This is a genomic window from Neptunicoccus cionae, from assembly GCF_014643735.1.
GTDB lineage: Bacteria > Pseudomonadota > Alphaproteobacteria > Rhodobacterales > Rhodobacteraceae > Amylibacter > Amylibacter cionae.
Window position 1 is genome coordinate 169,570 of the sequence record NZ_BMKA01000001.1, and the last position, 24,705, is coordinate 194,274.

Sequence of the window (24,705 nt, forward strand, 5' to 3'; positions counted from 1 at the left end):
AAACCGTCAATCACAAAGGGCTTTGTCGTGACTTCAGAAGGCACGCATCTGGATCCGGAAGACTGGGACGATTTTGGCCGCGACATGCACAAGTTGATGGATCAATGCCTTGCTCGATTGAAGAATGCTAGGGACTTGCCCTGGCAACCTAAGCCCGATGACCTTGTGGATAGGGTGTCCCTCACGCACGGGACCATTGGCGTTGGCGCAGAACAGGTGTTTGCTCGGTAGGCCGATGACATTATGCCTTACGCGACCGGCAATACGCATCCACGGTTTTTTGGTTGGGTTCATGGGGCGGGGCTCCCGGTTTCTGTTGGGGCTGAATTGGTTGCCGCGACGATGAATAGCAACTGCGGCGGCCGCGACCATGGTGCTATCGAAGTCGAACGGGCCGTTCTGGATTGGCTGCTTGCTGTTTCGGGGTTGCCCGATAGTGCATCTGCCATTCTGACTACTGGCACATCGCAAGCCACAATTCTGGCGTTGACCGCTGCGCGCAACAAGCAATTTGGTTGTGACGTTAGAGAGACAGGTATCCAAGCGCTGCCACGCATCGCCGTTTATGTGCGCCGTGGTACGCATTCGTGCATCGGTAAGGCCCTTGAAGCGATGGGCTACGGGACCGAGGCAATCCACGTCGTCGAGACGGACGATGAAATGAGGATGGTGTCGCGTCATTGAAGCGCGCTGTTATAGAAGACCAAGCTGCTGATCGCCTTCCTTTGGCTGTGGTTAGCACCGTGGGTTCGGTTAACACTGGTTCGTTCGACAATCTAAACGAGTTGGCTGATTTCTGTCAGGGTCAAGATATCTAGCTCCATGTGGATGCCGCCTTTGGGTTTTGGGCCCGCCTCGCGGATGATCCATGGGCGCGGCTTGTTGACGGGATGGAACGGGTAAACTCGATTTCCTGCGATTTTCACAAATGGATGTCTATCCCTTATGATTGCGGTGGCTGCATGATCTACGATCGCAGCTTGCATCTTGACACGTTCACATCGCGCCCAAACTATCTTGAACAACAACAAGAAGGGCTTGGCGGAGGCGATTTATGGTTTTGTGACTATGGGCTGGAACTGTCGCGTGGATTTCGCGCCCTTAAAGTCTGGACCGCGATAAAATCGATCGGAACCCAAGCCTTCTCTGCGTCCATTACTGACAACTGCAAGCAGACTGCTTTGATGGCTATGTTGGTCGAAGCATCCGATGTTTTGGACCTTTCCTTTCCAGTTTCTTCTAATATTTGCTGCTTCTACGCGCATACGGCAACGTGAACGAAATCGCGGCCGAGTTTCAGCTCTCCAGCGATGCCGTATTCTCGACGACTGTTATCAAAGGCAAGGCGTGTCTACGAGCAGCCTTAGTCAATCACCGCACGACATCCGAGGATATCCGTCAGTCGATCCGTGCCGTTGAGGCTGCGGTTAGACGTCACATGTAGCCTGTGGCACCGTTCAGTGGAGTTTCAAGTGTTGATCTATGCTGCGACCTGCACGAATGACCGCATCGCCCGCTAAGAGGCAGCAACAAATCTTATGCTGATGAAGCATTTTCCACGCTGCGAACGCACGCAGCGCGAAATTCGAATGCACAGGTTGGGCTCGTTGTCACCGTTCGCTGCAATCTGCGTCAAGTTCCGCTCTGGCCCGGTCGCGTGACTTCGCAAAGCTCACTCCCCCCCATTCCCCCGCTTTTCATTCCTTACCTTTCCGCGTAGCGTCCCGTCAGAAAGGGGCCTTTTATGGAACGCATGGACAAGACATTGGAGATACTGGAGCGGCTGATTGCTTTTCCAAGTATTTCAAGCGAGAGCAACCGTGATCTGATTGACTGGATTGCGGCCTATCTGGAACCTTATGGTGCGCGGTGTCAGATCACCTCGGACACGGACGGCAAGGCCAATATCTTTGCGACAATCGGGCCGGATGTGGATGGCGGGTTAATCCTGTCGGGGCATACGGATGTGGTTCCGGTGGCGGGGCAGGACTGGTCTGCCGATCCGTTTACCATGCGCGAGGAGGGCGGTTTGCTTTACGGGCGCGGCACCTGTGACATGAAGGGGTTTATTGCGGCGGCGCTGGCGCTGGCGCCGGAATTTGCCGCCGCCGATCTTGCGCGGCCTGTGCATTACGCCTTTACCTATGACGAGGAAATTGGCTGTCTCGGCGCGCGCGTATTGGTGGATGAAATGGTGAAGGCGGGGCTGAAACCTTCGGCTGCGATCATCGGGGAGCCGACCTCTATGCGGATCATCGAAGGGCATAAGGGCTGCTGCGAATACACCACGGAATTTACCGGCGTTGAGGGCCATTCGAGCCTGCCGGATCTGGGTGTTAACGCGCTGGAATACGCCACGCGGTATGTCAGCAAGCTGATGGAAATCCGGCAGGACCTGCCCGCCCGCGCGCCCGAAGGCTCCCGTTTTGACCCGCCTCATACGACCTTGCAAATTTGCGAGCTGCATTCAGGTGTGGCCCATAACGTGATCCCGAACAAGGCGGCGGTGGGCTGGGAAATGCGCCCGATCCAGCAAAGCGACCGCGATTATGTGCGTGAGCGGATTGAGAGCTTTACCCGCGATGTGCTGCTGCCAGAGATGAAGGCGAAGAACCCCGTGGCTAACATCGAGGAAATCTTTGCAAGCGAAGTGGCAGGGCTGGAACCGGACCCTGACAGCGAGGCGGTGGCCATCGTGCGTGCCCTAACAGGGGGAAACGAGACCGAAGTGGTGTCCTTTGGAACCGAGGCAGGATTGTTCCAACAGGGCGGCGTCAGCGCGGTGATCTGCGGGCCGGGTTCGATTGAACAGGCCCATAAACCGGACGAATACGTCAGCCGCGACCAGCTTGCCGCTTGTCTGGAAATGCTGGGGCGGGTTGCAGGGCAGCTTCATTAAAAAGGCTCGTTCATTCCCCGATTGCGATGCCTTCGCGTCGGGGGTCGGCCCCACCTGCGAGCGTTTCCGCAATGCTGATCCCGTGCAGGCCGGAGGTGATCGCCCCGCGTTTCACCTCGAACCCCATGTCTTGCAGCGGTTGGGTCAGCGCCTCGGTGTCGGTGCGGTCCTCTATTTCATAGGTGCCAAAGCGGTTCACAAGGCGGGGCATGGAAATCGCGCTTTGAATGTCCATGCCCCAGTCCAGCACCGCGATGATGGTTTGCGCGGTAAAGCCGATGATCCGGCTGCCTCCGGGGGAGCCGATCACCAGAACGGGTGCCCCGTCTTTCAGGACTATGGTCGGGGACATAGAGGAACGTGGCCGCTTGCCGGGCGCCACACGGTTGGCTATCGGAACGCCGTCTTTGTGGGTGGCGAAGGAAAAATCCGTCAGCTCGTTATTCAGGATAAACCCGCCCGCCATCAACCGCGATCCAAAGCGGTTTTCCACTGTCGTCGTCATGGACAGCGCGTTGCCATAGCTGTCCACGATGGAAAAATGGCTGGTAGAGGGAAGTTCAATAGATTGGTCGTCCGCACGGTTCAGTCCGTGATCAAAAGCAGGGTCGCCTGCTGTGATTTCGCCCAGCGCTGTGTCGCGGTCCAGCAGTTTAGCGCGGGCGGATGTGTAGGCCGGATCAAGCAGACCCTTCACCGGAACTGGCACAAAATCGCTGTCAGCCATATATCGGCCACGATCCGCAAAGGCCAGACGGGAGGCATCCCCGATCAACCGCCAGCTTTCCGGCGCATCAGCTCCAAGCGCGGACAGGTCATAAGGTTCCAGCAGTTGCAGGATTTGCCCGACCGTCAGCCCGCCGGATGAGGGCGGACCCATGCCGCAGACCTCATACTCGCGGTAAGTAGCACAGACGGGGGCGCGTTCCTTCACGCGGTAAATCGCCAGATCCACTAGAGACAACACGCCCGGATTGCCCGTGGCCCCTTGCACCGCTGTTACGATTTCCTGCGCCAGCGGTCCGGTGTAAAACACATCTGCCCCATGCTGTGCCATAGCGTCCAGCGTCTTGGCATAGGCGGGGTTTTTCAGGGTGTCGCCCGCGATTAATGGTTGTCCGTCAGGCAGGAAGTAATTGCGGGTTCTCTCCCATCTTCCCAACCTTTCGGGATCGGCCGCAACGGATTCTGCCAGTCTGGGGGAAACCGTGAAGCCTTCAGAGGCGAGCTTTCCGGCAGGGGCCAGCAGCTCTGCCCAAGGGCTGTTGCCCCAGCGTTTGTGGGCGGCTTCCATCAGGGCTGGGGTGGCGGGAACCCCGACCGAACGTCCGCCAACGACTGCATCGAAGAACTTCAGTGGCGTGCCGGAGTCGTCCTGAAACAGGGTGGGCGTAGCGGCAAGGGGGGCCGCTTCGCGTCCGTCGAGCGTGGTGACTTTGCCGCTGGCATTATCGTACCAGATCAAGAATGCCCCACCGCCGAGCCCCGAGGATTGCGGTTCTGCCAGACCCAACACCGCCTGAACCGCGACCATTGCATCGGCGGCAGTGCCACCGGCGCGCAGCACGGCGGCTCCGGCCTGTGCGGCGTGGGGATTGGCGGCGCTGATCATCCAGTTTTCAGCGGTGATGGAATGTCCGGCGTCCCGTTGTTCTAATGCGTTGCGGGAAGCTTCGGACCAGTCCTGTGCCAGCACGGGTGCTGCGCAGAAGAAGAAAGCTGTCGTTAATCTGGTGAGAAGGGTCATGGCAGGGCTCCGTCCGTTTACCCCACGATACGCGGCCAATGTATCCGTGCAACCCCCATAAAAAAGCAGCGCCGGACGGACCGGCGCTGCCTGATGTTTATTCAAGTCGCGGGGGGGTTATTCCGCCGGATTGATCTGGTTCTTGATCGCCTTACGCTCGGAGCGCAGACCCATGAAGATACACACGCACAAGAGCAGAAGTACTGCTGCAAACGGCAGGCCGGTCGAGATCACCATAGACTGCAGTGACGACAGGCCGCCCACAGAGAGCAACAGCACGATGGCAACCGCACCTTCGAACGTGCACCAGAACACACGCTGTGGCAGCGGTGCATCCACCTTGCCGCCAGCCGTAATCGTGTCGATCACGAGCGAGCCGGAGTCAGAGGAGGTAACGAAGAAGACGATGACCAACAGGATGCCCACGAAAGAGGTGATGGACGCCAGTGGCAGCGCATCAAGCATGCCGAACAGTTTCAGCTCCAGTGGTGCATTCACAACAGCCTGATAGCCGTCCTGAACGAATTGCTGGATCGCGGTGCCGCCAAAGACGCTCATCCACAGGACGCAGACCAGCGACGGGATCAGCAGTACGCAGATCATGAATTCGCGCACGGTACGGCCACGGGAAACGCGGGCGATGAACATGCCAACGAAAGGCGACCAGCTGATCCACCATGCCCAGTAAAAGGCGGTCCAGCCTTGAACAAAGTTGGTGTCTTCGCGGCCAAAGGGCATCGCCAGTCTCGGCAGATACTCAAAATACGCACCAAGGGCGCTAACGAAGCCCTTGAAGATGTCCAGTGTCGGGCCGACGATCAGCACAAACAGAACCAGCAGGATCGCCAGAACCATGTTGAGTTCGGACAGAACTTTGACGCCGCCGTCCAGACCACGGATCACCGAAACAAGCGCAACTGCTGTGATCGCGACGATCAGCAGAACAAGCAGGCCGCCGGAGTTTTCCACGCCGCTGTCAGCTGTATTGCCAAAGGGCATACCCAGCAGGCTGCGTGTACCTTCTTCTGCAACACCGCTACCAAACAGCAGGGTCAGACCGTTTGCTGCCTGCGTCGCGCCAAGCCCGAGCGAGGTCGCAAGACCGAACAGTGTGGCAAACACTGCGAGGATGTCGATGACGTGGCCGGTCCAGCCCCAAACCCGTTCCCCGAAGATCGGGTAGAACGCAGAGCGGATCGAAAGTGGCAGGCCTTTGTTGTAGGAAAACAACGCCAGTGCCAGCGCAACAACAGCATACATCGCCCAAGGGTGCAGACCCCAGTGATATATCGTTGCGGCCATCCCAAGACGGATCGCCTCGGCCTGATCGCCTTCAGCGCCGTTCAGCGGTGCCCAGTCGGTGCGCAGTCCGTTCTCCATTGATGTACCGCCAAAGGAACTGGAGAAGTGGCTCATCGGTTCGGACACGCCGTAGAACATCAGGCCAATGCCCATACCAGCGGCAAACAGCATGGCAAACCAGCCGAGATAGCCGTAATCCGGCTTCGCATCCGCGCCCCCGAGCCGGACGGAGCCGACAGGCAGAACAATAAGCGCCAGACTGAACAGCACAAAAATGTTCCCCGCTGAGAGGAAGAACCAGTCAAAGTTCTTAGTCACAACATTGAACATAGCTTTGAACATCACTTCGGCCTGTGCAGGCAGGGCCAGAGTAAAGATAACAAAAGCAATCACAGCAATACCGGAGATCGCAAAAACGGGGTTGTGGATGTCAAACCCAAACCGTCCAATGCTTCCGTCTACGTTGTTTTCACCGATTTCATGGTCGGTATCTATGGGAAGGTGGTACCCGTCCGGGTCCGGTATCCCCTGATCGTTATTTACGTCCGTCATCGGAGTCTCCTTGGTGATTGTTATCGTATCAGAAGCGAAAAACCGCCGCAGCTCTGACAAGGAACCGCAGCGAAAACGCCAAAAAACGACTAAACATGAGCTACTAGTGACTATCAAAAGGGCAGAACAGGTACAACCGCCAGTCCGACTCGTGCCGTTGGGCGGTATGGCGCACTGTTGCGGATTTGTACTATTGCATTTGGGATGCCCTGCATATGCGGACTTGTACAGCGGCGCGGTGGGGCTATGTTCTGGCCTAGGTCTTCGCCGCCTTGGCCGGATCGTACTAATAAAGGCACGCAATGACCGTTTACCTTCATGGAATATCCACTGCTTTGCCGGAATTTTGTCTGGACCAGACGGAAGTAGAGCAGCGGGCCGGTCTTATTTTCGGCGATAAATACCCCCAGTTTCACCGGCTTTCGCGTAGTTTCCGCAGTGCGGGGATCAAGACCCGTCACAGTGTCGTGCCGCTTGACTGGTTTTCTGAAAGCCACGGTTGGGCCGACCGGAATGCCGCTTTTATTCAAGGAGCAACTGCGCTGTTTTGCGATGCGGCCCGTTCAGCGTTGAAGGCTTCGGGCTGGAGCGCGCAAAGCGTGGATTGTGTGGTGACAGTGTGTTCGACCGGTATCGCGACACCCTCGCTAGAGGCACAGGTCCACAAAGATATGGGGTTTCGCGACGACATTATGCGCGTTCCGGTTTTTGGACTTGGCTGCGCTGGCGGGGTCAGCGGGCTGTCCCTCGCGCAGTCTATCGCGGCGGGGCGTGCGGGCTTTAGGGTGTTACTGGTGGTGGTAGAAACCTGTTCCCTGTCGTTTCGCGCCGACCGTTTGCAAAAAGCCGACATTATCGCCGCTGTCTTGTTCGGGGATGGTGCTGCGGCGGCTTGCCTGTGTGATCAAGCGCCCGACGCAGGGCCAATGGTGCAGCTTGGGCAGGGGTATCAAAAACTCTGGCCGGATACGTTGCAGATCATGGGGTGGGATATTGACGAAACCGGTTTTGGCGTGGTGTTTGACCGCTCCATCCCGGATTTCGTCAACGCCGAATTTGCGCAAGCCACCACTGCTGCACTTGCGGCGAGCGGATTGCAGCACAGCCAGATTGATCGTTATATCTGCCACCCCGGTGGCGCAAAAGTTGTCGCTGCCATTGAAACAGCGTTGGAACTGGAGGCGGATACTCTGGACAAGGAACGGGATATTCTGCGAGAGGCCGGAAATATGTCTGCGCCTACTGTGATGTTTGTTCTCAAATCCGTGTTGGAAGCGGGGCGCACAGGGCAGTTTATGGCTTGCGCGCTTGGGCCGGGGTTCACGGCGTCCTACCTGCCGGTTCATGTGTCTGCGGGGCAGGGGGCATGACGCTTGGCGCAGGTCTGTTCTTAGGGTTCATCATCCTTCAAAGGCTCAGCGAACTGGTGATTGCCAAACGCAATACCGCACGTCTGCTGGCGCGGGGGGCTTATGAGGTTGGAGCTTCGCATTATCCGGTGATGGTTGCCATGCACAGCGCGTGGATCGCCTGTCTGGTATTTGCCGGATATGATGAAACGGTTTCGCTTGGCTGGCTAGTTTTGTTTGCTGTGCTGCAAATCCTGCGGGTCTGGATACTCACCACGCTTGGGCCGCGCTGGACCACGCGGATCATCGTGCTGGAGGAGCCGCTGGTGGTGCGTGGGCCGTTCAAATATTTGTCCCACCCGAACTATACGCTGGTGGTGGCCGAGATCATCGTCGCACCGATGGTGTTGGGACTGGTCTGGGTGGCAGTTCTGTTTACTGTCCTGAACGCGGCAATGCTGTGGGTGCGGATCGGTGTGGAAGGTAAGGCGCTGGCGGGATTGCGCGATGGTGCCATAGGGGCGAACAGTTAGGAGAGATACCCTAGCAGGGCTTCCCGCGTGACTTCGGCGGCGATGGCAGCAGGGGATTGCCCGCCCCCTTCGCGAAACCAGATGCCGACCCAGTTGACTGCGCCCAGAATGATCAGACTGGCCAGTTTCGGGTCCAGATCCGCGCGCAGGGACCCATCCGCGATCCCGGCATCCAGCATCTCCCGAAACATCATATCCAGCTTGTCACGGCTGGTCTGCACACTGCGTTTGTCACCGGACGTGACCATCGGGCGGGTGTAGCTCCATAGATATTGCATATCGGGGCGCAACATGGTGACGATATAGGCCTGCAATCCGGCGTCCAATCGCGCTGCTGCGTTGCCGTCCCGCCCCAAAGCCGTCTTCACCGCGTCCACAAGCCGGTCCATTCCCATTTCATAGCACTGCATCAGCAGGTCGTTCTTGCTGCTGCAATAATTATACAGCGCCGCTTTGGTAACACCGAGTTCGGCTGCAATCGCTTCGAGAGTCACATGCTCGTAGCCTTCCGTGCCGAACTTGACGGTCGCGCAGCGCACGATTTCTCGGCGCTTTAAATCTCGGAGCTGTTTGCGGGTCGGAAAACCGGTCAATTCTGTCATTGGATGAGTATCCAGTAGCCTTATCTTCCGGTCAATAGAGTGAACAGGTAATAGTTGACTTCCCACTGGCCATATTCCTAAACTTTAGAAAGTTCAGTGACCCTCGGTTATCAAAGTGCCAGGAAGTCAGTGCAGTTTGGTTAAAGGGAGGATTGTTACATGATCAGAAAGTTGCTGATTGCGAATCGCGGGGAGATTGCCATCCGTGTTGCGCGCACCGCAGCGGCCGCAGGGTTGGAAACTGTGGCGGTTCACACGGCAGATGACGCTACGTCTTTGCATACCAAACACATGGACGCGGTGCGTGCGCTGCCTAAGGCTGGTGTGGCGGGCTATCTCGACATCGAAGCGCTGATCGCAATTGCCAAGGAAACCGGCTGCGATGCAGTGCATCCGGGCTATGGATTGCTCAGCGAACGCGCCGATTTTGCAGATGCCTGTGCGCAGGCGGGGATCATCTTTGTCGGACCGGATGGAGACACGCTGCGCCGTCAGGGGGACAAAGTGTCCGCCCGCGCACTGGCCGAAGATGCGAATGTTCCGGTGCTGCGCGGGTCAGATCCGTTAGAGAATGCTGCGCAAGCCAAGGCGTTCTTTGAAGCCCAAGACGGCGCGCCGCTGATGATCAAGGCTGTGAACGGCGGCGGCGGGCGCGGTATGCGGATCGTGCAAAATGCTGACGAAATTGAAACCGCGTTTCATCAGGCCAGCACCGAAGCGGCAGCTGCCTTTGGAGATGGCACGCTTTATGCCGAACGCTTTCTGCCTTCCGTGCGTCATATCGAAGTGCAGATCGTAGGCGATGGCACAAATGTCACCCACTTGTGGGAGCGGGATTGCTCTGTGCAGCGGCGTCATCAGAAGATTATCGAACTGGCCCCCGCGCCGAACCTGACCGAAGACACCCGCCGCGCCCTTCTGGATGCGGCTGTGGCGATCGGGCAGGCGTGCGGCTATCGCGGTTTGGGCACGGTGGAGTTTTTGGTGGAGGACACAGGTGCGTTCCACTTCATCGAAACCAATCCGCGTATTCAAGTGGAACATACGATCACCGAAGAGATCACGGGGCTTGATCTGGTGGAAATCCAGCTTGCTATCGCAGCCGGTGCGACCCTGTCCGATATCGGGCTTGATCAACCACCTGCCGCACCTGTCGGCTACAGCGTGCAGACGCGGATCAATACCGAAGTGTTGGATCAAGACGGTGTGTTCACGCCCACCGGCGGGCGGCTGACAGCCTACACGCCGCCCACGGGGCCGGGGGTGCGGATCGACGGTTATGCTTATGCCGGTTACAGCACGAACCCGAATTTTGACTCTTTGCTGGCCAAGCTGGTGGTTCACGAAAAGACCGGCGATCTGGCGCGGTTGTTTGCGAAAACGGAACGGGCGCTTTCGGAATTCCAGATCGGGGGTATTGAGACGAACATCGGGTTCCTGCGCGGCCTCTTGCGGCTGCCGGTGGTGACGGACTGGACGGTGGATGTGCGTACGCTCGATACGCAAATGTCGGCGCTGATCGGTCAGTCGGGCGGCGCGGATCGTTTCTTTGAAGCCGAAGCCGAAACCGCTGTTGTCGAAGAGGTGAAGCTACCCCAAGGCAGCGAGGCACTGCGCGCGCCAATGCAGGCGATGATCCAGCAGGTTCACGTGGCCGTGGGCGACCAGATCGCCAAAGGACAGGAAATCGCCGTGATCGAGGCGATGAAAATGCAGCATGTCGTGACCGCCGAAGCGGGCGGTGTAGTGGTCGCGGTGTTTGCCAGCGAAGGGCAAACCGTTGCCGCTGGCACACCGATGCTGGCCTTTACGCGGGATGATACGCTGGAAGAAATCAGCGCCGAGGACAGCGCTCCGGAACCTGACCATATCCGCGAGGATCTGGCCACACTGGAAAGCCGCCTTGCACGGACACTGGATGAAAACCGCCCTCGTGCGGTCGCGCGGCGGCGGGATCGCAGCCAGCGCACCACGCGAGAGATCATCAGCGGCCTGTGTGAAGGCGGCGATTTCCACGAATACGGGCAGCTGGTTCTGGCGGGGCAGCGGCGCAAGCTGGGGCTGGAAACCCTGATTGACGTATCTCCGGCGGACGGGATTGTCACGGGCGTTGGGGCGATGAATGCGGACCTTTTCGCCAGCGACAGATCACAGGTGGCTTTGCTGGCCTATGACTCTACCGTGATGGCAGGGACGCAGGGGTATTTTGGCCACCTGAAAACCGACCGGATGATCGAAGTTGCACATAAACAGGGTCTTCCCTCAGTTTTCTTCACAGAAGGGGGTGGCGGGCGTCCCAATGATGATGATTTTGCCCAAACCGTGCAATCCGGCCTGAAGGTCACGACTTTTGCGGAATTCTGTCGGTTGAAGGGGTGGGGTCCACGGATCACTGTGAATTCCGGATTTTGTTTTGCCGGTAACGCGGCCATTTTCGGGGCGGGGGATATCCGGATTGCCACCCGAAACAGCTGGATTGGGTTGGCGGGTCCTGCGATGATCGAGGCAGGGGGTATCGGCAGCTTCCATCCCAAAGAAATCGGCCCTGCGCCGATGCATGCGCAAAACGGTCTACTGGATGTTCTGGTGGAAGACGATGAAGCTGCGATTGCAGCGACCCGTCAGGTCTTGTCATATTTTCAGGGCGATGTGGCGGATTGGGAAGCCGCGGACCAGCGGATGTTGCGCCATTCCATCCCCGAAAACCGCAAGAAATCCTATCTGGTCCGCCCGCTGATCGAAGGACTGGTCGATAAGGACAGTTTCCTCGAACTTGGCGCAGAACACGCGGCAGGAATGGTGACCGGTTTCGTGCGGATCGAGGGCCGCCCGATGGGGCTGATCGCCAACAACCCGCAACATCTGGGCGGGGCGCTCGACGCGGCGGCTTCGGCAAAAGGGGCGCGGTTCCTGAACCTTTGTGCGAAGTTCAACCTGCCTGTGTTGTCCCTGTGTGACACGCCCGGCTTTATGGTTGGACCCGACAGTGAAGAAGAAGGCGCGGTTGCTGCCGCTTGCGAGTTGATCTCCGCAGGGGCCAATCTTGGTGCGCCGATGTTCTTTGTTTGCCTGCGCAAAGCCTATGGCATTGGCGCGCAGGCGATGGCGGCAGGCAGCCTTGGGGAACCTGCCTTTTCGATCTCTTGGCCCACGGGGGAGTTCGGGCCGATGGGGTTGGAGGGCGCAATCCAGCTTGGCTATCGCAAAGAGCTGGAGGCCGAAACAGACCCCGCCGCGCGGGAGGCTTTGTACACCCGACTGGTGGATGAATTGTACGAACGGGGCGGCGCGATGAACGTCGCGTCTACCCATGAAATCGACGCGGTGATTGATCCCGCGGACACACGGGGCTGGATCGCCAAGGGGCTGCGGATGGCCGAAGGCCGCTAAGCCGGACAGAACGAAATTTAAGGGGAGGACAGGATTTTGACAGACACGAAAGCGATTGAACAACAGGTGAGCGAAATACGGGCGTTGCAAGCCAAGAGCTGGCCCGCCGGTATCCCGCGCGAGATAAACTACCGACTAGGGAAAAAACCGCTTAGTCAGTATGTACGAGAAGAGGCCAGCGCCCGCCCCGATGAAGCGATGGTGCATTTTTATGGTCGCAGCCTAAGCTGGGGCGAGGTGGACAATCTGTCAGATAAATTCGCCGGTCTGTTGCAGTCCAAAGGTGTTGGTGCGGGCGATCGTGTTGCGCTGATGATGGGGAACTGCCCGCAGTTCCTGATCTGCTTCTGGGGCATCATGAAGCTTGGCGCGGTGCTGGTTCCGGTGAACCCGATGTTCAAGGCCGTGGAGCTGTCTTATCAGTTGAATGACAGCGGCGCGGAAACGCTGGTGTTTCAGGACGATCTGGCGCCGCTGGTGGCACAGGTTCTTGACAAAACGCCTGTGAAAACCCTGTTTGCAACGGGTGCGGCAGAGATGGCCGGAGAGTCGAGCCCTGTTCCCCGTCCCGAAGGAATGGGCGCGGCACCCCAAGCACAAGGCATTGCCCGATTGCTGGAAGCTATGGAACAAGCGGCGCCGTTTGAGGGACCGGATTGCACCGATTTGGATGCGGTTGCTGCACTGAACTACACCGGCGGCACCACTGGGATGCCCAAGGGCTGTGTGCACACCCACGGGGATATGCTGTTCACCGTAGCGGCTTATTGCGGGCCTGCTATGCCGGACGCCGGGGCCGAAGATGTGGTGGTGAACTTCTTCCCCATGTTCTGGATCGCGGGGGAAGATCTTGGCATTCTTGCACCGGTCTACACTGGGGCTGCCGTGTGCATTCTGCACCGCTGGGATGCGGTGGGCTGGATGGCGGCTGTTTCCCATTACCGCGCTTCTATCGTCACTTTACTGGTGGATAACGCGGTTGAGGTGATGCGCCACAAGGATGCGGGGCAATACGATCTCGGCTCGCTTGGGACGACGTCGGTTTGTTCGTTCGTGAAGAAGCTGAACCCCGCGTTTCGCGACGAATGGCGTGCGTTGACAGGCAGCACGATGGTTGAAGCGGCTTATGGCATGACTGAAACCAACACCTGTGACACGTTCACAGTCGGCTTTCAGGACGGGGATTACGATCTGTCGCAACAGCCCGTGTTTGTCGGGCTTCCAGTGGCCGAAACAGATATTATCATCCGCGATTTTGAGACAGGTGCTTTGAAACCGATCGGTGACAACGGCGAGATCTGCGTGCGCTCCCCTTCAGTGCTGAAATCCTATTGGAACAAACCCGAAGAAACCGCCCATGCGATCCGTGACGGTTGGTTGCACACGGGTGACATCGGGATGTTGAACGAGAAGGGATGTGTTCACTATCTGGGGCGGCGCAAGGAAATGCTGAAAGTCAGCGGTATGCCCGTGTTCCCGGCGGAACTGGAAATGCTGCTGGGGCGGCACCCCGCAGTGCTCGGCTCCGGTGTGATTGGGCGCAAGGACGACAAGAAGGGCGAGGTGCCGGTGGCGTTTATCCATCTCGACCCTGCGCAAGCGCAAGATCTGGACGCGGACACTTTGCAAGCTTGGTGTCGCGAGCAAATGGCGACCTTCAAAGTGCCGGAAGTCCGGTTGGTTGACGGCTTGCCGATGACCGCCACCGGCAAGGTCAAGAAAGAGGAATTGGCAGCCCTGCTCTAGGGGTGATCAAGGCGGGGACGCAGGCCGTGAGGGGCTGCGTCTGGCCGTAAAACGGGGCGTTTGGCCCTGCGTATGTTAGTTAATCGGGAGGATTACATGAGACATTTAAATCTGGCAGCACTGACAGCTTCGCTGGGTCTGGCACTGGCACCGGCAGCACAGGCAGACACATTGCGCCACGTGATCGGGGCAGCCGCGCTGAGCGGGTTGACCGACGGTACACAGTATTGGGCGGATTACATCAAGGAACAAACCGGCGGCGAGACAGAGGTCAAAATCTACGCCGGTTCCCTGCTGAACTTTGCTGAAACCTTCACTGGCCTGCGGGATGGTATTGCGGACAGTGGCTTTGTGGTGCCTGCCTATCACCGCGCGGAACTGCCCTATGCAAACCTTTTGTCCGACATGGGCACAGCGGGTGTCGATCCGGTGGCTATGGCCGGTGCTGCGAATGAATTCATGTTCAATTGCAAACCCTGTCTGGCAGAGTTCAACGATGCGGGGCAAATCTTCCTCGGGAACACTGTGACCGGCCCGTACTATATGTATAACCAGAAGCCAGTGAAGGCGCTGGAGGACTTTCAGGGCAAGAAAATCCGCGGCTTTGGACCTTTTGCCCGTTGGCTGGACGCGATGGGTGGCTCTGCGATCAGCATGGGCGCGACCGATATCTATGAAAGCATGAGTCAGGGCCATATTGACGGCAACATCCACACGCTGGAAACGCTTGATACCCTGTCCACCGGTGAAGTTGCGAACTATGCGCTGAACCAGCCGATTGCGGTGTTCATGGGGAATACCATGTTCAACGTAAGCGGCATCACTTGGGGGACGCTCGACGAGAAGACCAAACGGGCGATGATCGACGGCGCGGCCAAGGGCCATGCGATTGCCACCATCGACAGTGTCAATCAGGCGACGTCTATTCTGAATGATCCACAGGCACACGGCGTCGAACTGCTGGAGCCGGAAGCCGACGTTAAGGAAAAAGCCGAAGCCTTCCGCAAATCCGATATGGAGACCGTCGGCACTCTGAACCGTGACACCTACAACATTGCAGATGCGCCCGAGCAAGTGGCTGCGTTTCTGCAACTGGTGAAGAAATGGGAAGCGCTGGTTAAGGACATCGACACATCCGATGTGGACGCTGTAGGGGATCTTTACCTCAAAGAAATCTTCTCAAAAATTGATCCGGCCACATTGGGTTGATGACTCTGCGGCCCGTCCTGCACATCAGGGCGGGCCGTTTTTTATGCTTAACGGGGGAGGCGCCCATGGAAAACCTGATCCGACTAGATTTGATACTCACCCGCTTTATGGCGTTTTTCGCTGCAGTGGCGGTGATTGGTATGATGCTGCTTGTGGCCTCTGACGCGATAGCGCGGCAGGTATTCAGTGCCCGTATCCCCTTTGTTTCTGTCATCGTTGCAAATTACTTTATGGTCGCAATTTCCTTCCTGCCGCTGGCATTGGCCGAAGCGCAGGACCGTCATATTTCGGTCGATCTGGTCTACGGCCATTTGCGAGCCGGGGCGCAGCGGGTCGTGACCTTGCTGATCCACGTGCTGGCCGCGCTGACTTCTGCGGGATTGTGCTGGACCATGTGGGACGAGGCCATGCGCCGGTTCAACAGCGGCTCTGTCGCGGTCGAGGACGGTGTGTCTATGGCGATCTGGCAGGGGTATTTCCTGCTGCCGGCCGGATTTGGCATGCTCGCACTGACGTATATCCTGCGCATCATTCTCGGCATTGCAGGCGCGGATGAAGCCCGCGCGCCGCTGATCGTGGATGCAGAAGACCTTCCCTCGGAGACGAATTAATGACACCGGAACTTATCGGGCTGGCTGGACTGGCCATCCTTGCGCTCTTGCTGCTTTTGCGAATGCCTGTGGGCCTGTCGCTGATCCTTGTCAGCTTTAGTGGAATTTACATCCTGCTCGGTGCGCGTCCGGCTTGGGGTATCCTGACCAGTGTGCCTTACCAGTTTGCCGCGAAATGGACCCTGTCATCGGTGCCAATGTTCCTGTTGATGGGCTACGTCTGTTATCACGGCGGCATGACGCGGTCGCTGTTTGCAGCAGCGCGATCGTGGCTTGGCGCGTTGCCCGGCGGTCTGGCGATTGCCTCTGTCTTTGGTGCAGGAGGCTTTGCGGCGGTCACGGGGTCCTCTGTGGCGTGTTCTGCTGCAATGGGCCGGATTGCCGTGCCGGAGATGACCCGCGCTGGCTATGACCCCGGACTGGCAACGGGGTCTATTGCGGCGGCCGGAACACTGGGGGCGTTGATCCCGCCCTCAATCCTTTTGATCCTGTTTGGCATCTTTGCCCAAGTGCCGATTGGCCAGTTGTTTTTGGCTGGTATCGGTGCGGGCGTGCTGACCGCGATAAGCTATGCGCTGATGATCTATATCCGCGTCAGGATAAATCCCGCCCTCGCCCCCACACGAGAAGAGCCCGTAAGCTGGGGCGAACGCTTTACCCATTTGCGCGGTATCTGGCCTGTCATCACCCTGTTTGTGGTTGTGATCGGGGGTATGTTTGCCGGCCTGTTCACCGCGACCGAGGCCGGAGCGGTCGGGGCACTGGCCTCCTGCATCATTGCGTGGCTGAACGGGGGGCTGACGCTTGCGACCCTGCGACAGTCGGTGAATGAAACCATCGTGACCACGGCCGCACTGTTCCTGATTGCGATTGGTGCCAACCTGCTGACGCGGTTTCTGGCGCTGTCGGGTTCGGGAGAGCTGATCACCCAGACCATTCTGGCGTTCGGTGCATCCGAGCTGGCGCTGATCCTTGGTATTGCGCTGGTTTATATCATTCTTGGCATGTTCCTTGATCCGATTGGCGCGATGCTACTGACCTTGCCGGTGCTTCTGCCTGTGGTGGACGAGGCAGGGCTATCGCTGATCTGGTTTGGTGTTTTCGTCGCAAAGTTTTTGGAAATCGGCATGATTACCCCACCCGTCGGACTGAATGTGTTCGTGATTAAAGGGGTGGTGGACCGATCCATATCGCTTGGCACCATCTTTAAGGGCGTGATCTGGTTTCTGGTCGCGGATGCCGTGGTCGTTGCGATTATGATCGCCTTTCCACAAACGGTCCTGTGGTTGCCCGGATTAAGTTAACCATCGGACCACCGGAATTGTTGAGCCCGCGTGGTCCTTTCAAATCATCCTCCATACCCTGACCGCGCGATGCGGTTGGGGAAGCCGCTGCACCTGTGTAGCCGTTTCAAGCCCGCATCACCCCTTGTTTGCAATCCAGTTGTCGCCGCCTGTTCCTATGAGCTGGCGGCTTCGCTGTGAGGTCTCAACCTAACCGGAGTAATCTTAACACTTCCTGAAGAATCCCCGTTTATAGCTTCATTCCTATCCTAAAGAGAGCAGCTTCTATTCTTCCGCAAGAATTCAAAAGGCGAAAGATCAGATACTAAAGGAGTGTCGGAGCGCTATTCGAACACCTGCAGGTTGGCTGAGCCGAAGATTGTTAGAAAAATGATAAGCGCGATTAATATTCGGAGAACAAGACATGATGATCTACGGCAACGGTACACGCGTAATGGCTTGGCGTGTTATTCCCGAACAGTGGCTTTCTTCGATTTTCCCTGATGATACGTCCTTCAAAGCCGTTCGCTTATGTCTATTTCTTTGCATGGAAAGGGCTGCGACGTGAACCGTATTACAGTCCAATTAAAACGTCTTTCAACACACCGTCTGGCCGCCGCTTTCTGCGCGTGGTTCGGACTGACAGTCATTGCGCTGGCGCATGGCGCGTGGCTTGGAACCGGTGTGATCGATCTTACACCGGCCACACGAACCGAAATCAAGGCGCGGGTGCTGGCAGGGGAACCGGCCGTTCAAAATGGCGATATTATACAGGTGTTTTCCAGCTTTCCGACAATCGTGGACGGAACGCTCGACGGGCCGGGGGGCTATGCCACCATGTATGTCCCCGAAGGCACAGAGGTCGTTGGCGCCTTTATGACGGACGCTGCCGGAAACGAACTTCCTGCGCGCCCAGCACAAGCGACGACAGGCAGTGGTGTGTCCAAAGGCTGGGGGCCAAAGGGTCAACAGGCTTTTGATGTCTCGGCAAATGGATGGAATCCTGAATCCAACACAGCATGCCTTGTAGCCGGTTTCACCGTCACCACTGAAGATTGTAATGCCGGTCTCGCCTATATCTATGGCGACACGGGCATTTTCTATTCCTCTCGGTCAGATACGCAATTGTTTGCAAACGGGTCACTGGTGGCCGATTTGACAAACGGATATTTGGTTAACCCGACCAACGGCACCCCTTGGACCACCGTGGGTGGTTCCGGTACGGCGCGGGTTCACAACAAATGGGATGCGGTGCAAATCAATGCCTTTGGCTCCGGTGGCACCATCGACGCGAACGGGTTCAGCACCTCGGAAGAGACCTCTATCACTGGCGGGCGCGGCGCGACGCCGTTTCGCGCGGGCAGCCCTGTTGCCGGACCGGATTCCGGCTCTGATTGGGATCGCTATGGCACCACCGGACCGTGGCAGCGCATCCAATATCCGGGCAGTTGTAAGGCCGACGACCCATTGATCGTTGGACAGGAAGGGCCGGCGGTCAGCGCAGGATCTGTCTATCCCGAAACCAACAATGCAGATGTAAACTCAGAATTCGTTTGCACAGATGCCTCGGCCACAGGGTTCAGCCTGAACGGGTCCGATGCAACGCAGCTTCCGGCCGCAACCAATGCCGTGCGCTTCGCGTTTGGCGGCATCGCTCAGGGCGAGGTTTACTATGCGTCCTTGCGGCTGCGCATAACCGATGTCGATTCCCTGTCACCCATAAATGCCGAAGGCCACGGCGGCGACAGCGCAGAAGGCGGCGCGGCAGGCAACGACAACCCTTGGCGGTACTGGGTTGCCGGGTCTTCGGTCTATGCCATCCCGTCTGGCGATGACCTCGCGGTGGGGATCAGCATTAGTGAAGTCAACGGCACGACTTACACCGGCGGTGACATTCCTCCCTCTGCCACAGTGCGTTACCGCGTTGGCTATGCCAATACGTCCCTGTCGGCGATGACCAACGCAGTGCTTTCAGTTACCCTTCCCTCGCAAACCACGGGCACCTCCAATTTTGAGGTGATCAGCGGCGAGGATATTCTTCTGGTCAGCGACCCTTCGGGTGGCACGTTTTCTTTCAACACTATGGCCAACCTTGAGGGGCTCGGCTCTGGCGTGATCGAATTTGACGCGAAGCTTTCTGCAGCCGGGGGGGAAACCGTAACCGCAGACACCGCATTGTCGAGCGATCAGGGTGGCCCCGCCACGGGGAGCGTTTCAGTAGCAGTGTCCCCATCCCCGACCGAAGAAATGCCGGGCTGTTCGGGAACACGCACGCCGATTGTCGATTGGGCAAATGATGCACCGCTGACCGTCGGCGCGACCACCGCTTTTACCAACCACGGTATCAGTGGCACCGTTAGCACAACCGACATTTCAACGGGCCTAAGAACAGCGTCGATCGGCACCACCAACACGCTTTACCCCGGCATTGGCGGGAACCCGATGCTAACAGCGCGGTACGTGGAGCTGCGCTCAACCTTCGCAACGCCGTTGAATGGCATATACGTCTATATTGCCGATCTGAACCAAAATGAATCCGCGACTGTTTACGGCCTGCTTGATGGCGTGCGTGTTTCTCCGTCGATGGCTGATGGCACGGGATCATTTCCTATGACGCGGGTCGCCAACAACGATGGGTCAGTAACAGGCGAGCGGCAAAATGCGTTGGGGTCGGGTGCTTCGCGCGCGGTCACAGTGGGTTTCAGCCAGCCGATTGATACGCTGGTTATTGAACATACACCTTTGCAGTTCAGCGCGCCGGGCCTGTCCCCGTCCGGCAGCATGGAAGTCTCTGACATTTTGACCTGTCTGGATTATTCTGACGCGCCCAGCGTGCTTGGGGATGGGCTGCATAATCTGCGTGACAGTGATGACATACTGCTCGGCAGCATCAACTCTGGTGATCTAGCGCCTGGCAACGCGCCGAATGCCGACAGTGACGACGACGATGGGGTGTCGATACCGCCCCTGACGCAGGGTCTGACCTCAACCCTGACAGCGACAGTCACCGGCACAAGCGGGTATCTGCAGGGTTGGATTGATTACAACGGTAACGACGTGTTTGAAAGCGGTACCGCCGAACAAATCATTCTTGATTTGCAAGACGATGGGACCGGCAGCGACCAGTTTGCTAATGACGGGCAAATCGACATTGAGATCGTCGTGCCAGGAGATGCTGTGCTGGACCAGACTTTCGCCCGTTTCCGCTGGTCTTCGGTGCAAACACTGTCCCCTACAGGCTTTGCACCGGACGGGGAAATTGAAGATTATGCTGTTACCATTGCGGCCGCCCCCATCGTGGACCGCGGCGACGCGCCCGCGTCCTATGGTGACCCGCAGCACATCATCGCGGATGCAGGTGTTGCGGGCACCTATCTCGGCGCCATTTCCCCTGATCCTGAGGCTGTTTCACAGGCCAGCGCAGATGCCACCGGCGATGATCTTGACGGCAATGACGATGAAGATGGCGTAGCGATGCCTCAGCTTTATGTGGGCGCAACCGGAGAGATTTCAGTGACAGTAAACGAAGTGACTGCGGGGCTTGGTCCAATCGCTTATCTTCAAGCGTGGATCGATTTCGACGCTGACGGAACCTTTGACGAGGTCGACATGATCGCGTCAAACCTGCAGGACGGGTCTGCCGGTGATAAGGACGGGCTGGTAAACGGTGTGATTGTCTTTGACGTGAATGTACCGGCCAGTGCGACGCAACTTCCTACTTTCGCGCGGTTCCGCTGGTCTACAACGTCTGGCGTGGTGCAGCTCGCGCTGGACGGTGAGGTTGAGGATTATTCCCTGACCTTATCCGGTGATAGCCCGCCAATTGTCTGTGACGCAGGGCTGTATCTGATCGCTTCGGGGGATTCGACGTTGAAACGGTTGAACTTCTCGGCGACGCCAACGGGATATGCGTTGAACCTGCAAGATATTGGTGCATCGGGTGAAAACCTTGAAGGCAGCTGGGGGTACAATGAACTCGACGGGTATATCTACGGTGTTCCCGATGGCAGCAGCCGCCTGTGGCGCGTTGACGGGGCTGGGGCGTTTACACGGATGCCCGATCCAACGGGAGGGGTTGAAAAGGGCAAGACCGGCGGGGATGTCCTGCCCAACGGTATTATGGTTTATCAGAGCGATAGGGATGTGTTTCAGCTTCTAGATATTACCGTGCCCACCGCTTCTGTGAACGGGGGGGAGTTGCTGACCAGTGATGAAATACGGACCGAGGATTTCGCCTACAACGAACAAGACGGTTTCTTGTACGGGATCGATGAAAACACAGGTCAGGTCTTCAAATTTTCTGCAAATGGCGGCTCTGCCAGTGTTGGAACAGAGCAGGTCACGTTCTTTGGCCCAGCCACTTATACCGGAACCTATGGCGCAGCCTGGTTTGATGAAAACGGCTTGTTCTACGTCTATGATGACGCAACCAATAATGTTTATCTGGTCGACACGACCACCGGTATTTCCCAGCGGATCGCCACAAGTTCGGACGAAGAAGGCGGTGGAAACGATGGCGCTTCGTGCCGCGGGCCGTCCGTTATCCCGTTTGGCAGCGTTGCGGGGAACATCTATGTGGATCAGGACGGTTCGGATGTGAAAGACGGGGCAGAGATCAATCTCGGCGGTGGCGTTTCAGTGTCGATTTACGATGATCGCGGCACTCCCAATGATCTGAGCGACGACAATTTCATCCGCACTGTAGAGACTTTGGCGGACGGGACCTACACAATTGGCAACCTCTCTGGTGGGTCGACCTACCGGATTGAAGTTGACGAAGCAGATACCGACCTTCCGGCAGGCTCTACCATCGGTACGTCCAATCCGCTGGTGTCGGTGTCGGTGGTGCCGAATGCGACGACGCAGGACCAGAATTTTGGCTTCGATCCGGGGGAAAGTGACCTTTCCATTACCAAAGTGGCCTATAAAGCTAACACCAGCACTGTCATTACAGAGGCAACAGCAGGGGATTTAATAGACTGGGTTATTTCGGTTAACAACTCTGGTCCCGGCTCCCCCTCTAACGTGACCGTCATCGAAAAATTGCCAGACGGGTTTGAATATCTGAGCGATGATGCACCGGCCACCGGGGATTATTTCGATCCCTCCACCGGTGTGTGGTTCGTGGATGAAATCCTGTCAGGGGCGGTAGAAACCCTTACTATTCAGGTGCGCGTGCTGGAAACGGGGACACACATAAACGAGGTGGAGATCATCCGTTCCTCCCTGCCAGACAGTGACAGTGATGTGGAAGTCGGTTCCAAGACTGACGACCTTTCCGATGGCATTGCGGATGACGATGAGGATAGCTACGAAATCACCTTGAAAACCGGTGGACCGACGCTGTCCGGGCGTGTGTTCAACGACAATGGTACCGGCGGCGGCACAGCTCACGACGGCGAATTTAACGGTGCGGAGTCCGGTGCTCCAGCCTCCACTCTTAGCATTCTAAACGATAGTGGCGACACGATTGCCCAGCCCAAGATCGCGGCTGACGGGACATGGTCCTACGCATTGGACGGGTCCTACACGGGGCCGTTAACCCTGACGGTCACGCCTGAAACCGGTTGGATGCCAGTCTCTGAAAACAAATCCGGTTTGCCAACTCTTGTGGATGCCAGCGTATATGATGGCACCTATACATTCACGCCGACAGCAGCCACAGATTATGCAGATCTTGATTTCGGCGTCATTGAAGAACCGCGACTGACCGAAGATCAGACTGCGAACATCGCAGCAGGCCAGGTCGTAAATCTGACCCACGAATATTTCGCAACAACAACAGGAGATGTCACCTTCATTTACGGTGACAACTCGCAGACACCTGCAAATGGATACAGCGCAGGCATTTTTCTCGATCCCGATTGTGATGGCACCCCCGACACCGCTTTGACCGGTGCCATCGCAGTCGTCGACGGAGATCAAATATGCCTCGTGTCCCGTATCTCTGCAGGTGCTGGCGTCGGCCCCGGAGGATCATTTGTCTATGATCTTGAAGCACGGACCGCTTTGGTGAACACTCCCCTCAGCACGGTGGCCATCAACACGGACCGCATTACCTCCGGTGCCGGCGCTGGCCTTATTTCCTTGCGCAAGACAGTACGGAACGAGACCGAGAACACGCCCGAAAGCACCGCGAACAGCGGCGGGGTTGGGGATGTGCTGGCCTATCGGATATATGTCGAAAACGTCAGCCCCTCTGCGGCGACCGATGTCATCATCTTCGACCGGACGCCAGCGTATACATCGCTGTCCGAGCCTGTCTCAACGCCTGTCTCTCTCGGGTCGAGCATCAGTTGCTCGCTTACCGTGCCAGCCATAAATGTCGCTGGCTACGCCGGCCCGTTGCGTTGGGACTGCGCCGGAAGCTACCCACCAAGTGCTGCCGGATTCGTGGCCTTCAAGGTCCAGATCGATCCGTAAGGGGGAGGGGATACCTGCATAGCACGAGGGTCAGTTAATGAGGTGGGGCCGGTCTATTCCTGAAGTGGAGCCAGACACGGGCTAGTCAGCTCTGGTCTATTCCAAACTGTTGGTAAGATGCGAACATGGCTAAATGCTAGTACTGTTAATGCTCTCTTCTAAACTCAATTAAAACCAACTTTACTAGGATCCTCATCTTTAAAAATCCTATTGAGAATTAGAAATGCAATCTCGGAACCTGGGGCTGGCCAAAACAGTCCGTACCGGGACCATATACCCATCCGTTTTCACTAAACATAAAAGCGCAAATTGGGGAGGTACGGGGTCTAGAAATCCGAATTCACTGCCGAACATCTCTGTGATCCGACTAACGTTCTGCAATTCCCCGCAATTAATCCGTTCCCCACAGGCAGCCTGTACCGCTAACAACTGGATGCCGTATAGCAAATGGGAATACAGCGTGGCACGTTCAATATCACCGATTGGCCCAGCCTAATCGCCATTATTCTAACGGCTCGTTCAGAATGCAGGAAAGAAGAAATGACGTCACCGTGCCTGACTGCATCAAGCGTTAAAACCGTTGCTTCCAGTGGTGAAGTGGGAGGTGTTTTTTCGATCATGGCATCTAGAAAAACTAGATTTGGCTTGTTACCGTTTTTAATTATTATCTGAGCTACCGGGTGACATCCAGTGATGTCCATCCGCCATACAGGCTTCAATTCTAAGAACAGCTTATAGCTTGCACAGGCTCCAATGTTTTCAAAAATGTCTCTGTCGTTTTTTACCAAAAGAGATTCACCCTGGGCCGCTGCCAGCCGTACACCCCCGATAGAAAACATTACAGTTATAAGAAGGAGGGTGATTGCCGTGCGAGAGTAAGAGCCGGGTGCTCGTCCATTTCTAAGGGTTTTGAACAAGAAGTTTTCTTCAAATTTTTCTGAAAGAAAAACAGGGAGTGGTTGATTATTCAAGGAAGAAAAATGTTCAAGGACTGGCGAACTCTGAGCTACAGGTTCGACACTTAACCGTTAAGGCTAATGAAATCAATGATACGAGGGG

The 24,705-nt window shown here is 57.1% G+C and carries 13 protein-coding genes and 1 pseudogene; 10 read left to right on the forward strand and 4 right to left on the reverse strand.

The genetic code is table 11. From position 1 onward, the window contains the following. Window positions 1–243: 243 nt before the first annotated feature. Both IEX10_RS20145 and argE read left to right on the forward strand, forming a co-directional pair. Window positions 244–1,277, forward strand: a pseudogene (locus IEX10_RS20145) (pyridoxal phosphate-dependent decarboxylase family protein). A gap of 467 nt (window positions 1,278–1,744) precedes the next feature. Then, window positions 1,745–2,899, forward strand: coding sequence for an acetylornithine deacetylase (argE, locus tag IEX10_RS00775; protein ID WP_188669979.1), 1,155 nt, complete (start codon window positions 1,745–1,747; stop codon window positions 2,897–2,899). Window positions 2,900–2,909: 10 nt separating this feature from the next. Here the strand turns inward: argE and ggt are convergent, their stop codons facing one another. Further along, window positions 2,910–4,646 (reverse strand): gamma-glutamyltransferase, encoded by a 1,737-nt coding sequence (ggt, locus tag IEX10_RS00780; RefSeq protein ID WP_188669981.1) that lies wholly within the window; start codon window positions 4,644–4,646, stop codon window positions 2,910–2,912. Window positions 4,647–4,763: 117 nt separating this feature from the next. Next, window positions 4,764–6,500, reverse strand: coding sequence for a BCCT family transporter (locus tag IEX10_RS00785; RefSeq protein WP_188669983.1), 1,737 nt, complete (start codon window positions 6,498–6,500; stop codon window positions 4,764–4,766). A gap of 302 nt (window positions 6,501–6,802) precedes the next feature. Here IEX10_RS00785 and IEX10_RS00790 point away from each other — a divergent pair, with 302 nt between their 5' ends. Further along, complete coding sequence (locus tag IEX10_RS00790) at window positions 6,803–7,870, forward strand: type III polyketide synthase (protein WP_188669985.1); 1,068 nt, start codon at window positions 6,803–6,805, stop codon at window positions 7,868–7,870. Continuing rightward, window positions 7,867–8,382 carry an isoprenylcysteine carboxyl methyltransferase family protein gene (locus IEX10_RS00795; protein ID WP_188669987.1) on the forward strand — a complete coding sequence of 172 codons (516 nt, stop codon included), beginning with the start codon at window positions 7,867–7,869 and terminating at the stop codon, window positions 8,380–8,382. Before IEX10_RS00790 ends, IEX10_RS00795 begins: the two co-directional genes overlap by 4 nt. Here IEX10_RS00795 and IEX10_RS00800 read toward each other — a convergent pair. Next, window positions 8,379–8,984, reverse strand: a complete 606-nt coding sequence (locus IEX10_RS00800) for a TetR/AcrR family transcriptional regulator (protein ID WP_188669989.1) — start codon at window positions 8,982–8,984, stop codon at window positions 8,379–8,381. The genes IEX10_RS00795 and IEX10_RS00800 overlap by 4 nt on opposite strands. Before the next feature lie 159 nt (window positions 8,985–9,143). On the opposite strand from IEX10_RS00800, the gene IEX10_RS00805 reads away from it, so the two are divergent. From IEX10_RS00805 to IEX10_RS00830, 6 genes are all read left to right on the forward strand, one after another. Further along, window positions 9,144–12,374, forward strand: a complete 3,231-nt coding sequence (locus tag IEX10_RS00805; RefSeq protein WP_188669991.1) for a carboxyl transferase domain-containing protein — start codon at window positions 9,144–9,146, stop codon at window positions 12,372–12,374. Window positions 12,375–12,410: 36 nt separating this feature from the next. Further along, complete coding sequence (locus tag IEX10_RS00810; RefSeq protein WP_188669993.1) at window positions 12,411–14,120, forward strand: AMP-binding protein; 1,710 nt, start codon at window positions 12,411–12,413, stop codon at window positions 14,118–14,120. Window positions 14,121–14,216: 96 nt separating this feature from the next. Further along, window positions 14,217–15,329 (forward strand): C4-dicarboxylate TRAP transporter substrate-binding protein, encoded by a 1,113-nt coding sequence (locus tag IEX10_RS00815; RefSeq protein WP_188669995.1) that lies wholly within the window; start codon window positions 14,217–14,219, stop codon window positions 15,327–15,329. A 65-nt stretch (window positions 15,330–15,394) separates the two neighbouring features. After that, entirely contained in the window at window positions 15,395–15,940 is a 546-nt protein-coding gene (locus tag IEX10_RS00820) for a TRAP transporter small permease (RefSeq protein ID WP_188669997.1), read from the forward strand. Continuing rightward, window positions 15,940–17,244, forward strand: coding sequence for a TRAP transporter large permease (locus IEX10_RS00825; RefSeq protein WP_188670000.1), 1,305 nt, complete (start codon window positions 15,940–15,942; stop codon window positions 17,242–17,244). Before IEX10_RS00820 ends, IEX10_RS00825 begins: the two co-directional genes overlap by 1 nt. Window positions 17,245–17,787: 543 nt before the next feature. Further along, window positions 17,788–23,646 carry a DUF11 domain-containing protein gene (locus IEX10_RS00830; RefSeq protein ID WP_188670002.1) on the forward strand — a complete coding sequence of 1,953 codons (5,859 nt, stop codon included), beginning with the start codon at window positions 17,788–17,790 and terminating at the stop codon, window positions 23,644–23,646. 422 nt (window positions 23,647–24,068) lie between these two features. On the opposite strand, the gene IEX10_RS00835 is transcribed toward IEX10_RS00830, so the two are convergent. Further along, the gene (locus IEX10_RS00835; protein ID WP_188670004.1) at window positions 24,069–24,617 is read right to left on the reverse strand and encodes a hypothetical protein; all 549 of its coding nucleotides are present in this window, start codon (window positions 24,615–24,617) and stop codon (window positions 24,069–24,071) included. Window positions 24,618–24,705 lie beyond the last annotated feature (88 nt).

Coding starts and splice junctions, on each gene's coding strand:
- IEX10_RS00820 (WP_188669997.1), top strand. CDS start 15,395: ATGGAAAACCTGATCCGACTAGATTTGATACTCACCCGCTTTATGGCG.
- argE (WP_188669979.1), top strand. CDS start 1,745: ATGGAACGCATGGACAAGACATTGGAGATACTGGAGCGGCTGATTGCT.
- IEX10_RS00805 (WP_188669991.1), top strand. CDS start 9,144: ATGATCAGAAAGTTGCTGATTGCGAATCGCGGGGAGATTGCCATCCGT.
- IEX10_RS00790 (WP_188669985.1), top strand. CDS start 6,803: ATGACCGTTTACCTTCATGGAATATCCACTGCTTTGCCGGAATTTTGT.
- IEX10_RS00795 (WP_188669987.1), top strand. CDS start 7,867: ATGACGCTTGGCGCAGGTCTGTTCTTAGGGTTCATCATCCTTCAAAGG.
- IEX10_RS00785 (WP_188669983.1), bottom strand. CDS start 6,500: ATGACGGACGTAAATAACGATCAGGGGATACCGGACCCGGACGGGTAC.
- IEX10_RS00800 (WP_188669989.1), bottom strand. CDS start 8,984: ATGACAGAATTGACCGGTTTTCCGACCCGCAAACAGCTCCGAGATTTA.
- IEX10_RS00815 (WP_188669995.1), top strand. CDS start 14,217: ATGAGACATTTAAATCTGGCAGCACTGACAGCTTCGCTGGGTCTGGCA.
- IEX10_RS00825 (WP_188670000.1), top strand. CDS start 15,940: ATGACACCGGAACTTATCGGGCTGGCTGGACTGGCCATCCTTGCGCTC.
- ggt (WP_188669981.1), bottom strand. CDS start 4,646: ATGACCCTTCTCACCAGATTAACGACAGCTTTCTTCTTCTGCGCAGCA.